The sequence below is a fragment of the Phycisphaerae bacterium genome (assembly GCA_035384605.1).
Lineage (GTDB): Bacteria > Planctomycetota > Phycisphaerae > UBA1845 > PWPN01 > JAUCQB01.
Genome location: DAOOIV010000126.1, coordinates 1 through 12,373, shown reverse-complemented (window position 1 = coordinate 12,373; position 12,373 = coordinate 1). Strand labels below are relative to the sequence as shown.

Annotated in this window: 7 protein-coding genes; 5 read left to right on the top strand and 2 right to left on the bottom strand. The window is 62.3% G+C overall.

What is annotated here, in order from left to right; genetic code table 11:
- Window positions 1-161 precede the first annotated feature (161 nt).
- A complete protein-coding gene (locus PLL20_19040; GenBank protein HPD32093.1) occupies window positions 162-3,269 on the bottom strand; it encodes a glycosyl hydrolase in 3,108 nt (1,035 codons plus the stop codon).
- A 189-nt stretch (window positions 3,270-3,458) separates the two neighbouring features.
- Here PLL20_19040 and PLL20_19035 point away from each other — a divergent pair, with 189 nt between their 5' ends.
- Together PLL20_19035 and PLL20_19030 are read left to right on the top strand one after the other, a co-directional pair.
- Complete coding sequence (locus PLL20_19035; GenBank protein HPD32092.1) at window positions 3,459-4,883, top strand: hypothetical protein; 1,425 nt, start codon at window positions 3,459-3,461, stop codon at window positions 4,881-4,883.
- A gap of 106 nt (window positions 4,884-4,989) precedes the next feature.
- The gene (locus PLL20_19030) at window positions 4,990-6,582 is read left to right on the top strand and encodes a sugar isomerase (protein HPD32091.1); all 1,593 of its coding nucleotides are present in this window, start codon (window positions 4,990-4,992) and stop codon (window positions 6,580-6,582) included.
- A 117-nt stretch (window positions 6,583-6,699) separates the two neighbouring features.
- On the opposite strand, the gene PLL20_19025 is transcribed toward PLL20_19030, so the two are convergent.
- Window positions 6,700-8,604 (bottom strand): hypothetical protein, encoded by a 1,905-nt coding sequence (locus PLL20_19025; GenBank protein HPD32090.1) that lies wholly within the window; start codon window positions 8,602-8,604, stop codon window positions 6,700-6,702.
- Between the two features lie 596 nt (window positions 8,605-9,200).
- Between PLL20_19025 and PLL20_19020 the strand changes: the two genes are divergently transcribed.
- From PLL20_19020 to PLL20_19010, 3 genes are all read left to right on the top strand, one after another.
- Window positions 9,201-10,745, top strand: a complete 1,545-nt coding sequence (locus tag PLL20_19020; GenBank protein HPD32089.1) for a hypothetical protein — start codon at window positions 9,201-9,203, stop codon at window positions 10,743-10,745.
- 175 nt (window positions 10,746-10,920) lie between these two features.
- Window positions 10,921-11,862, top strand: coding sequence for a sugar phosphate isomerase/epimerase (locus PLL20_19015; GenBank protein HPD32088.1), 942 nt, complete (start codon window positions 10,921-10,923; stop codon window positions 11,860-11,862).
- Window positions 11,863-11,959: 97 nt separating this feature from the next.
- Complete coding sequence (locus tag PLL20_19010; protein ID HPD32087.1) at window positions 11,960-12,250, top strand: hypothetical protein; 291 nt, start codon at window positions 11,960-11,962, stop codon at window positions 12,248-12,250.
- Window positions 12,251-12,373: the final 123 nt, after the last annotated feature.

The window sequence follows — 12,373 nt, the reverse complement described above, 5'->3', positions numbered from 1 at the left end:
GGCAACCGTGGCAGGAAAGAGTGCCGACGAGGGCGTCGGCACCACTCGGGTGGCCTAGGTTCTCTGAACCTGGGTTCGCATCCCGCCCGCCTTTGCCTGACAGCTATGCCAGCGCCGCCGTTGCGCTGCCTCGGTCTTCCCCGTCGACACGCGGCGTCTCCTCACGACCCGCGCTTCAGAACGAATGGTTCGAACAGCCCGTAGCCAACTGTGGAATACTCCGCACCCGGCGGCGGGCCCTGTTCGGGGGCGTTGTCCCACATTCCCGGCCAGGCCGAGCCGAGGCCGGGATTGCCATGGTGCGGGCCCAGAGTATTCTTGAGCGTGCCGATCACCACGACCTCGATGTCGTTGCCGTATTGCTTCAGGACGTCAGTGACATCGAGTTCCCACGGCTGGTGCCAGACATAACCGGCAAGTTGGCCGTTGACCTTCACCGCCGCGACGCTGCCCAGCCATGCAGGCAGCGAGACGTAGTAACGGCCGTTCTTCGACCCGACGTCAAAGGACCGCGTATACGCCACACTGTGCGAATACAGCGGCAATCCCTGCGTGTTCCACGGGCCGAGCTTGAGGTCCTTCGCCGGGACGATCACAAAGCCCTTCTCGGCCGGCTCAAGGTTGAAATCGCCCAGCACGTATGCGGCCGCCAGTTCGTGGAACATGGTCAACGGCGAGGCTTTGATCACCACGCGGTTCTCGCCCATCTGGGCGGTGGCGGCAATATCGATCTTGCCGAAGGCCTTGTCCAGCCACCACTGCCCTTCGGCCGCCTTGACCTCCTTGCCATTGCACGTGATCTTGTACAGGTCCGCCCGCTCGATCACGATACACAATGACTCGGGTACCTTCTCGCGGATGACGAAGCGATAGGCCGCCTCCAGCCCGCTGCTCGACGAGAAGCGATGGCGGATGAGTTCATCCTCGAATTGCACTGCCCGGTCCCACGGGTTCTTCTTGAGGCCGTTCTCGGCAAACACGAAGTTCGCCGCCTTAAGAACGTTGATGTTCTCTCGCGTTCGATTGTTGGTGGTGACGTCCACGTAGTCGATGGTCAGCACGTTCGGATCCACCCGGCGGATCTTCACCTCGCCGCCGGGCCTGACCTCGTCGCGAGAAGCCGAACCATGCGGCGGCGCGGGGCCGATGCGGCGATCCTTATGCAGGGCCAGCAGCAGGCTGCCGCCCGGGGCCAGTTCGACGGGAATGCGAATGCCTTTGTCCGTCTGTTCATAAGCAACCTGCTCAACCTTGCCCTGCTCGATGTCCCACTTCTCCGCGGACGCGCAGGCCGACTCGACCTTCGCCGAGCACGACGAATCCAGGCTGGTATTGACCAGGAACACCAATTCGCCGCCGTTCAATTGCCGGCGGTGATGGAACAAGATGCCCCGATCACCGGCCGCCTGCCGAACCGCGAAGCCGTCCTTGCTCATACCCGGCAGCAGGCGAGGCAGTTCATCAGCCGTGACCTGCTTCCAGTTGCCCGATCGGGCCATCTCGGCGACCCGCAGCGATTCCTTGCCTTCGACCCGGGCGGGCGGCTCGCCGCACGACAACACTTGACCGCCGCTCTTGAGATAATCGCCGAGCAGCTTGACCGTCGCCGCGTTCAGGTTCTCCGTCATGGGCGGCAGAACAAGAACCTCATACTTCCGCCTGCCGACGACAAGACCCTTGCCTTCCGCCGCACCATGCCGTGCCAGAATGTCTTCGCAAAGGATGTCATAGTCCACCTGGGCCAGGGCCAGCGTCGTCACGAGCTTCTGGAAGCTGTTGCCGAGCTCTCCCATCATCGCAACGCCGTCCGGCCCGCAGTTGTACATCCAGGCGGTGGTCGTCGGCTCAAGCAGCGCGATCGTATTGATCTGCTCGCCCTGCGACATCGCCGCCGACAGGCGGGCGAAGTACCCGGCCGATACGTGGTAGGCATCCCACCACGGCTCGTGGTACGAAAACGACTGCGGGTGGTCGTGCTTGCGGGCCCCGCGAATGCTGATATACGACAGGTGCTCATCCAGAGTGTTGACGCCGAGCACGTACAGCCAGTCGCCGATCCGCTTCATGTCCTCGAATCGCAAATCCCAGCCGCCGGCCCCGTAGGCCTCGCAGAGCGTGCGCCTGCGGCCCAACTGGTTGGCGACGCCGGCCAGTTCCTTGACGATGCGGACATTGCCGAACTGGGCCTGCGGGCTGTCCTGGTTGTACTGGTTCATCAGCACGTCGATGGCCGGGCGCTGGTGCCAGGCATACATGGCCATGCTGTCGGGCACGCGAAGGCAGTACGGCCACTCGTGTTCCCAGTAATGGCCGGTGAACTCGATGTTGTTCCGCCGGCAGAACTCGAACGAGGGCTTACCCCAGCATTCGACGAACAGCTCGTGGAGAAGCTGCAGGTAGTTGTGCCGAACCAGCTTGTAGTCGCCCAAAGGCTTGCTCAGGCAGATCAGATGATCGAGCAGCGAGTAGCCCCATCGCTTCTCGAATGCTTCGGGCAGACGTTCCGTCCACGGAAGCCCACCCGCCGGCTGGAGGTGCGGCTCATCAGTGAAGATGCCGGGCACACGCTTGCCGAAGTGCTGGCCGATCTCCCGTCGATAACGCTCGGCTGTCACGTCCAGGAACTTCTCGACCACGCCGGGGTACAACAGATCGACGTAACACCGATTGCCCGTCCAAGCCTGGTCCGGGGCCCGTCGCACCTGGCAGGCAACATATTTGCCGGGGGAAAGCGTCTCGTTCGCTTGGATCTGCCGGCTCACGTTCTCGTACTTCTCGCCATCCAGCCGGTAGACCGCAACTGTGTCCGCGCCCCAGGACGGCGGCGCAACGGACTCTTTCATCTCAAGGCCGCGTCCGCGCGATTCCGGCATCGCCTCCGGCACGAACCCGCCTGCAAAACCCGACGGATAGGAGTTCTCGTCGTAGATCCAGACGTTCATGTCCAGCTTCTCAGCCTCCGCCAGGGCCGCCCGCCAAAGCTGGAACCATTCGTTTGACAGGTACGGAGTCATCAGACCCGGCCGCGGGTGAACAAAAACCTGCATCACTTTCTGGGCCGCCAGATCTCGCATCGTGCCGACAACCTGCTCCTCGGTCAGCATGTCATTCCACACCCACAGCGGCGCGGTGGCATATTCACGCCGCGGTTTCTCAAACAACGCGAAGGCCTCGGACATGTCAGTTGCCTGGACGTCTGAAGCCCGCAGCAAACAGCAGCAAATCAGTACGGTTATGACGACGACCAAATTGCTTGAAGAGGCAGGCATGTGACGGCTCCTCGTGTGTGCGCCCCAATTGAGACCGGCTCCGGCCCTGCGGACTGGTCAACGGGACATGCTAACCGTCCGGAGAAGAACGAACAAGAAACACACGCCAAAGGTTGAAATCGCTCCCCTGTTGGCGGACAATAGGCCGCCAAGTCGAGTATTGTCGTCCCTTTAGAGAGGTAACGAGCGATGAGCATGGATCTGAGCCGAAGAGAGATTCTCGGTGCGGCGGCAGTCGCCGGCGTCGTGGCCGTCGGGTGCAGCCGGCAATCTCAACGAATCAGCCGCGATGTTGAAGCCGCCGAGGCGGTGACGATAACCAGACGGCCGCGGACGCGCATCCGTAAGGTTTATCTCGCCAAGCCCGTGCCGACATGGCCGAAGCCCACACTCGACGTGCAAGCGGAAATGAAACGCATCGACGACATCCTGGCCGGCATGGCGGACCGGATGGGCGGTATTCAATTCGAGGGCGGTGACCTCTACCGCGTGCCCGAGGAAGTGCCGGGTACCGCCGAAGCTCTCGGACACCCCGACGGTCTGTTGGTGTTCAACCTCACTTCGACCGTAGGCCAGCACATAAGCAAGCTTACCGCCACGGGCCTGCCGACCATCATGTTCTCCCAGCCCTACAGCGGACACGACTGGTCGGTCGTTGCTTCATTGCAGAAGGCCGGTCACCGCGTGATTTGCCTGTCGACCAGCGACTTCAACGAGATCCCGGACGCCTTGCGGCTCGTCCGGACGGTTCACCTGCTTCGTGATACCCGAATCGTACACCTGAGCACCGGTCCGTATCCCGCCGAGCTGACCGCACGGATCAAAGAGCAACTCGGGCCGACGGTCGTGTCTATTACTCCGGAACGCCTCGACATGGCCTATCGCGCCGTCGGCGACCAGGCCGCCCAAGCCGAAGCTCAGGAATGGATTCGTGGCGCGGTCAAGGTCATCGAGCCGACGGAGGCCGAGCTCGTGGCGTCCGGACGGTTATACCTGGCCTTGCGGGCGATCATGAATGAGGAGCACGCCCAGGCCTTCACCATCAACTGCCTCGGAATGTTCCACCAGAAACGGCTGCCGGCCTATCCTTGCCTGGCGTTCGCCAAGCTCAACGACATCGGGCTGACGGGCGTCTGTGAGGCGGACGTGGACTCGACTCTCACCCAGATCATGCTGACCTACGCCTTCGGCGTCCCCGGGTTTGTCAGCGACCCTGTCATCGACACGGCGAAGAATACCGTCATTCATGCTCACTGTGTCTCGGCCACCCGCATGGACGGACCGACCGGCCCACGGGCCCCGTACATCATCCGCAGCCACATGGAGGACAACAAAGGGGCGTCGCTCCAGGTCAAGATGCGGCTGCAACAGGCGATCACCTGTGCGAAGCTGGTTGATCTTGATACCATGCTGGTCTCGACGGGCACGATCGTTGACAACCCCGATTGCGACCGCGGTTGCCGGACCAAGATCACCACGACCGTGGCCGATGCAAGAAAGATGCTGAACAACTACGGCGGTGGACTGCACCGCGTTATCGTTTACGGCGATCGCGTCAATGCGATTAAGGATCTGGCGACCCTGCTCAAGTTCAAGGTCGTCGAGGAGTGTTGAAGGGTCGGTTCTGACGGCCAGTGCGGGACCGGTTCCCGGCCGGTCCAGGGACGGACCGAAAGCCTGTCCTGCGGGCGTCAAGACGACCGATAAGGAGGTTAATCGAATGGCAAGGCAGATGGGTCTGGAGAAGAGCGGGCATTCTTGCGGTTGCTCGTGCTGTTCATCGGGTTTGCTGGCGGCAATCGAGGCCGCCAAGAAGGTGGGACTCTCTCGCCGTAACCTGTTGGTGGGCGCAGGTTCCGTGGCCGTGGGAAGCTGGGCCGTCGCCGCCCGGTCGGCCCACGCCCAGCAGGCCGCCGCGGGAGGCGAGCCGAAGTTCGTCCCAGCCAAGGAACTGATTGTCCAGCCGGTGTTGACCTATATCACTCCTCAACGGCAGGAGCAGACCAGTTGGCGACCGTGGGGCGGGATCCAGACTCAGGCCCAGGCTGACGAGGAAGCCTCGCGAATCGAGAAAGAACTTCGCCAAATGGCCGAGTCGGCCGGGTTGGCGATCAGGTTCCTGCCCGTCGCCAAGGTCGCCGACCGCGACCAGGCGAGCAATGTCGCCAAGACCAAGTGCGACGTCATGCTCATCTACGCCGCCGGCGGCGCACCCGATTGGCTGGACATGCTCACCGGCAAAGATCGTCCGACGCTGTATTTCCTGCGACATCGCTCCGGACCGGTGTCCCTGTACTACGAGATTCTTCACCCCCATTTCCTGCGCAAAGCGACCGATGAGTACGCCGACACGGGCATCGACGTCAACGACGTGGTCGTCGATGAGTACGACGATCTGGCGTGGCGCATGCGGGCTCTGCTGGCCCTGCGCAAGACGCTCGGAACGCGCATCATAGCCGTCGGCGGCCCCGGCGGTTGGGGTGCCGGGCGCAACCTGGCCCCCCCGATCGCCCGGGAAAAATGGAGCTTGGACATCCGCACCATCGAATACCCTGACGTTGCCAAGCGGCTGGAATCCCTGAGGAAGGACGACAAGGTCGTCGCCGAGGCCCGCAAGCAGGCCGCCGAGTACCTGGCCAAACCCGACACCGTGCTCAAATGCGACAAGAAATACGTCGAGAATGCGTTTGTCCTCTACAAGGCTTTCAAGGACATGATGGCCGAGCACGATTGCGCCGCCTTCACTATCCACCACTGCATGGGCACGATCATGCCCATCTCCCAGACCACCGCCTGCCTGCCCCTGAGTCTGCTTAACGATGAGGGTTACCTGGCGTTTTGCGAGTCCGACTTCGTGGTCATCCCCTCCGGCATCCTCATGCACAACATCACCGGCCTGCCGGTCTTCCTCAACGACCCCACATGGCCGCACCACGGCGCCGTCACCATCGCTCACTGCACCGCCCCGCGCAGGATGGACGGCAAGAACGACGAGCCGGTCGAGATTCACACCCACTTCGAGTCCGACTACGGCGCCGCTCCGAAGGTGGCCATGAAGGTCGGTCAGGTCGTTACCAACGTTGTGCCCGACTTCGAATGCAAGAAGTGGGTGGGCGCCCTCGGGACAGTGGAAGCCAATCCGTTCCACGACATCTGCCGCTCGCAGAGTGACATTGCGATCAAGGGCGATTGGGAAAAGCTGCTCAAGGATATGCGCGGCTTCCACTGGATGACCGGCTACACCGACTGCATGAAGGAAATCGGCTACGCCATCAAGCACCTGGGCATCGCCTGGGAGGACGTGTCGGCGTAAGAAGAGTCTGTCAGACTGTTGGGCTGTTAGGGTTACTAGGCTTTCACGAGGATCCATTTTCGGGAATGCCTAGTAGGCTAACAGCCTAAGGGTCTAACAGTCTAGAAGCCTGTCAGCCTACTTCTTCATCTTCGGCGCCGGGCCGGTCAGCCACTTGAGTTCCTGCCGCCGGCCCTTTCGCTTCTCATAGAGTTTGAGCACCGCCGCCAGGTCGCTCTCGCTCAGTCCGGCGATGCCCTTGTCATCGAGCCAGCCGTTGGAGGTGGCGATCGGTACTCCGTAATACTCGACGCCGAAGACCGTGTAATCGAAGCGTGTCACTGCTTGCCAGTTACACGACCACAACACATTGCGGAAGTTGGCGAAGATGCCATAAGGCCAGGTCACGGGCTCGCAGTGGCTGTCCTGGTAGCAGCCATGGGCCATCATCGCGTATCCGGGCACGTCGAGCCAGTGGTTCTTGCCGTCGAAGCTCATTCCCTGGCAATCGCTGACCAGAAACGCGACCTTGGGTTGAGTGGTCGAGACGAGCTGCGTCAGATCGCGGACCAGTTTCATCACGGCGCGGTCGGGGTAGTCGCGAGTCTCCCCCGCTGCGAGTGTCCCCGCTCGGATCTGGAAGGTCTCATCCCAGACCAATGCGTCGATCTCACGGCCATACTCGGCCAGAAAAGCCTTCAGGTAGCTCACATATCGCTGACAGACCTTCGGATGAACGGGGTTCTGGATGTACGGCTCGCCGACCGTGTCCGGCCCGACCCAGCCGCCCGGAATCAGTATCTCCTCGGCCTTGTTGAATCCGGCCCCGTCACAAGCCGTCAGGCCATCGGCGAAATACACGCAGACCCTGAATCCTTTCTCTTTGGCGTACCTGATCCGCCGGTGCATCTCGGCCTTGGTCATCTTCACGGGTTCGAGCGTCGGGAAGCCCTTGTCCTTCATCTCGGCGGCCTTGGGGAAGGCCGTCCACTCGTCATCCAGCTTGCCGGCCTTCTCGTCGAAGGTGTAGCGACCAAGCATGTCGTACCAGCCGTGCAGCGTGAAGACGATCTTTGATCGCTCGGCCTTGGGGATGAGCTTCTCGGCCGCGTCAATGTCGTCGAACCAGCCCTTGCCGCCGTGACTGAGATAGTCATAGTGCTGCCAAGCCACGTCGTGCAACCAGTCCGGCCCCTCTTTCACATCGGACAGCGGGATGGCGTACCATGATTGCAGAGCCTTCTCGGGACCGCCGTCCTGAATCACCGTCCAGAAGAGCCGCTGCTCTGGTTCGGTCATCGGCACTCTGCTGCCCAGAAAGACGCAATTGAACTCGCCCTCGCGAGAGGTGGCGCTGTCGGCCAGGAGGAAGCCCGTGCTGAAGAACGGGTCGGCCATGTGTGTCAGGCGCGGCGTTTTGTCCCCCGCCGATTCGCTGACCAGAGGTATCGCCAGGACTTCCGGGGAGCCCTGGCGCGGCAGGGCCTGCCCGCTGAGCCGCCAGACCCACTGACGGCCAGGCTCGTTTTCGATCACATCGCCCCGGCCGTCGTATCGCGGCGTGAACACCGAATGCTTCGCTCCCGGCAAGGCGATGTTGTTGCCGACCATCAGGATGACATCCTGCTTCAGCGGCGGCGCGGTCGGCTGAAGGGTTACTGCTCGCCGGACCACCGGAAAGCCTCTGATCTTGGTGAATTTGATTTCGTGTTTGACGACAAGAGGAATCCGTGGCGAGAGATCGTACTCAAAAGCGCCGCCGGTCGAACGCGGTTCCGTCTTGGTCGGCCGGTCGCAGACGACGATGGTGTCCTTGACCGGCTCGGCGATCGCGTCTCCGGGCGGGACCAGGGCCAGACGAATGAAGTTGTCCCCCGCCGCCGATTGGGTCAACTGGACACCCTCCGTATTGGCCAGCCCGACAATATTGCCGAGATCCGAAACCTTCAGCTTCCAACCATCCTGAACGAAGACCAGGTCTTCCGCGTGAATTGATCCGGTCAGCATCAGGCCGAACAGACAAAACAGTACATATCGCCGCATGCGTTCCTCCTCTGATGATGCAGGGGCGAATATGAAAACCGCGAACGGGCGAAATGGCAAGGCCAGGGGAAGTCATCAGTCGTCAGTGTTCAGTTGTCAGTCTTCGCGGAAGCAGGTCTTGCAGAATAGAAACCTGTTTCTATTCTGCAAGATCGCGTCGATTGATGTTGGGGGTGCCTCGCCTCCCCCCGCCATGCACCCCTTGCGTGTTTCCTGGGTGTCAACGGCCTCGCTGTCCCAAAGATCCTGACAATCGGCACACCGGCCAATGTGCCCTGAAGGGGCACAGGTATGTAGCCAAGGGCGCAAGCCCCTGGACAGACACCGCCAAAACAGATCAGCCCCGAAGGGGCGGCAGAAGGCCTGATCTGTGCAGGAGCACCTGTCGCCCCGCTGGGGCTCATGAATCAACGCGACATGAATCCCAGGGGCTCGCGCCCCTGGCTAAACACCTTCGCCCCTACCGGGGCGGCTTGTAACGCAGCGTTCGACGTTCAGCGAGGCATGCTCATTCGCCTTGGTGTCTCGCCCGCCGGCTGCTATACTGTCAGTTCGATTCTCGAGCACCCTTTCCGCCTTGTCGCGGCGGGGACATCATGGGCCTTCTGCGCGTTGATCTGGAGGAGACGATGAACACGAACATGAGCAGGCGGGAGTTGATCGGAGCGTCGGCGGGCCTGGTGGCCGCGTCGGCCGTTGGTCGCATGTCTTGGGCGGCGGGCGGCGAGGCGGCCGGCCCGGCAGCCGGCTACACCAAGACCAGGGTCCTGCGCGTCTTCATCGGCGGGACACACTCGGGCTGGCCACGGCCGGACCTGGACATCCCCGCCGAAGCCAAACGACTGCAGCAGGAGATCGACAAAGTCCCCGGAATGGAGGACGTCGAGTTCCTCTCCAATGCGCTGATCCAGAACGTCGAATCGCTCGACAAGGTGCTGGAGCAGCACAAGGACGTTGACGGCATACTGGGTGTGATCGTGTGCATCGGCACCAGCCATCTGGTCAACCGCTTGGCCGACTGTGGCCGACCAACCGTGCTCTACGCCACCCCCTACAGCGGCCACGAATGGTGCATCGTGCCCGACCTCCAGCGGGCCGGCAAGAAGATCGATGTCATCCCCAGCAGCAACTTCGCCGACGCCGCCGATGCCATCCGCCCTTTCCGTGCGATCCATCGCCTCAAGGAAACGCGGGTCCTGTTCGTCAGCGGAGGACGGCCTGCTCCGGCCGACTACGTCAAAGAGGTCAAGGACAAGTTCGGCACCGAGATCATCGACTTCGATCACAGGAAACTGGTTGAGGTCTATAACGCGATGGACGATGCCGCGGTCAGCGCCGACGCCGACCAGTGGATCAAGAACGCCAAGGAGATTCGCGAGCCGTCGAAGGATGAGATCACCAAGAGCGCCCGCATGAACCTCGCGCTCCAGAAGGTGCTGGCCGACTCGAAGGCCCAGGCCATCACCATCAACTGCCTCGGCCTGTTCGGACAGAAGGGACTGCCGGCCTACCCGTGCTTCGGGTTCGCCAGACTTAATGACCTCGGCCTGGTGGGTGTGTGCGAGGCCGACCTGCCCTCGACCATGACCCAGATCATCTACCTGCACCTGACCGGCAAACCCGGCTTCGTCACCGACCCGGTCTTTGACACCGCAACCAACACCGTGATCCACGCCCACTGCGTCTCGGCGACGAAGATGGACGGTCCCCAGGGCGAGGCCGCACCGTACATCATCCGCAGCCACACCGAGGATCATAAGGGAGCGGTGTTGCAGGTCGCCATGCGCGTCGGCCAGGAGATCACCATGGCCAAGCTGGTTAAGGCCGACCCGTACGCCCCGGTGGAAAAGCCGATGCTGGCCGCCAGCCCGATGGAGTGCTACGGCACCGGTGCGATGCTGGTCTCCACCGGCAAGATCGTCGCAGTGCCCGACGTCGACCGGGCCTGTCGTACCAAGATCGCCGTCAAGGTCGCCGACGCCCGCAAGATGTTCGAACAGTGGAGCAACGGCCTGCACCGCGTGATCTTCTACGGCAACCACATGGCCGACACCCGCCGCCTCGCACGGTTCACCGGATTTGATGTGGTGGAGGAAGGCTGCAATATACGGCATAAGCTTCTTTTTGGTGGCTCGCGATGATTGCCACCGTCGCTCAGCCCGGAATCCTTTTCGGGCCGCCTCTCTTGGCGGAATCCGTTCCGCGTTCGGTGCCGGTGAGGACGGGAATCCGCGACCCAAGAGGCCCCAGGAAGGATTCCGGGGCCGGCGACGAGCCGAGGGGTTCATCCCCTCGGTAGACCCGGGGAGAACTCTCTTGCCCGCGAATCTGACTCGACGTGAATTGCTTGCCGGCGGTCTGGCGACGGCCGTTGGCCTCCGCGCCGCGCGAGCCGATGCGCAGACGCCGTCCAGCAAACCCTATGGCGACTTCATCATCAGCCTCAACACCAGCACGCTCCGCGGTCACAAGCTGCCCATCGCCCGCGTGATCGACATCGCCGCCGAGGCTGGTTACCAGGGCATCGAACCGTGGGTGGATGAACTCGATCGGCACGTCGCCGATGGCGGCACGCTGTCGGACCTGAACAAGCGGATCAAGGATCACGGCCTTAAGGTCACCGGGGCAATCGCGTTCTTTGAGTGGATGGCGGACGACGACGCCCGGCGGGCCAAAGGCTTCGATGAGGCGAAGCGTCGGATGGAGCAACTTGCCCAGATCGGCGCGACTCACATAGCCGCCCCGCCGGCCGGCGATGTCAAAGGCGTCGATCTGCTCAAGGCCGCCGAGCGGTATCGGGCGCTATTGGAACTGGCCGAGCCGTTCGGCGTTATCCCCGCCGTGGAGATCTGGGGAGCATCGCCGGCCATCCACCGGCTCGGACAGGCCGTCCTGATCGCCATCGAGGCCCACCACCCCAAGGCCTGCATCCTGCCCGACGTTTTCCATCTCTACCGCGGCGGATCGGACTTGGCCGACGTCGCGCACCTCAACCCGCGTTTGTTGGCTGGTTTTCATCTCAACGATTACCCGGCCAACCCGCCGCAAGAGTCGATCGCCGACAAGCACCGCGTCCACCCTGGCGACGGCATCGCCCCGCTGAAACAGCTTGTCCGCGACCTCCGCCGCATCGGCTACACCGGTTCGCTCTCCATCGAGCTGTTCAATCCCGACTACTACCGCCAGGATCCCCTCCTCGTCGCTCGGACATCGCTCGACAAGACCCGCGCGGTGATCCGACAAGCAGCCGAGAATTGACGGTTTTCAACCCGTTTCGCTGACCCCAGGAACGTAATGGTGCATGCAATGAATAATGTGACGCGGATAAGCCGGTACACCTGCCCCGCCAGAGGGCATGGCTTTCTTCGTCAGCCGCGACCTTGGTTTTCTGGTCTGGGACGGCGGTCTGGGACACGGCCTGGGGTCTCCCCGCGTGTTTCATATCCAGGAGAATCCCCTTGTCCGGACATTCTACGCGCCAGACAAGCTGGTGTTTCCGCCACATTCGAGGGCTTCCTTCCCCGGCGATCCACTGGAAATCAGGAACCTGCCGCCGTGGATTTACAGCCTTTTTGCCCTTGTTGTCACTCACTCGGTTCTCAATGACGCGAAGGTGGAGGCCTTCCGTCGCCGGCAAAGCAGGTAGGGCAGGTCGGACCCTACTTGCTCGGTGGGTTCGTTTGGTCGGAGAGAGTTCTTGAGGTGTTGGCTCCTGGCTTTCGGCCGGAGGGGGTTGGTCTTCAGTTTTCAAAGAGCGGGCAAGGGAGCT

Bases quoted from the DNA above. Each gene is read 5' to 3' on its own strand.
- PLL20_19040 (HPD32093.1), bottom strand. From the start codon at position 3,269: ATGCCTGCCTCTTCAAGCAATTTGGTCGTCGTCATAACCGTACTGATT.
- PLL20_19035 (HPD32092.1), top strand. From the start codon at position 3,459: ATGAGCATGGATCTGAGCCGAAGAGAGATTCTCGGTGCGGCGGCAGTC.
- PLL20_19030 (HPD32091.1), top strand. From the start codon at position 4,990: ATGGCAAGGCAGATGGGTCTGGAGAAGAGCGGGCATTCTTGCGGTTGC.
- PLL20_19025 (HPD32090.1), bottom strand. From the start codon at position 8,604: ATGCGGCGATATGTACTGTTTTGTCTGTTCGGCCTGATGCTGACCGGA.
- PLL20_19020 (HPD32089.1), top strand. From the start codon at position 9,201: ATGGGCCTTCTGCGCGTTGATCTGGAGGAGACGATGAACACGAACATG.
- PLL20_19010 (HPD32087.1), top strand. From the start codon at position 11,960: ATGGCTTTCTTCGTCAGCCGCGACCTTGGTTTTCTGGTCTGGGACGGC.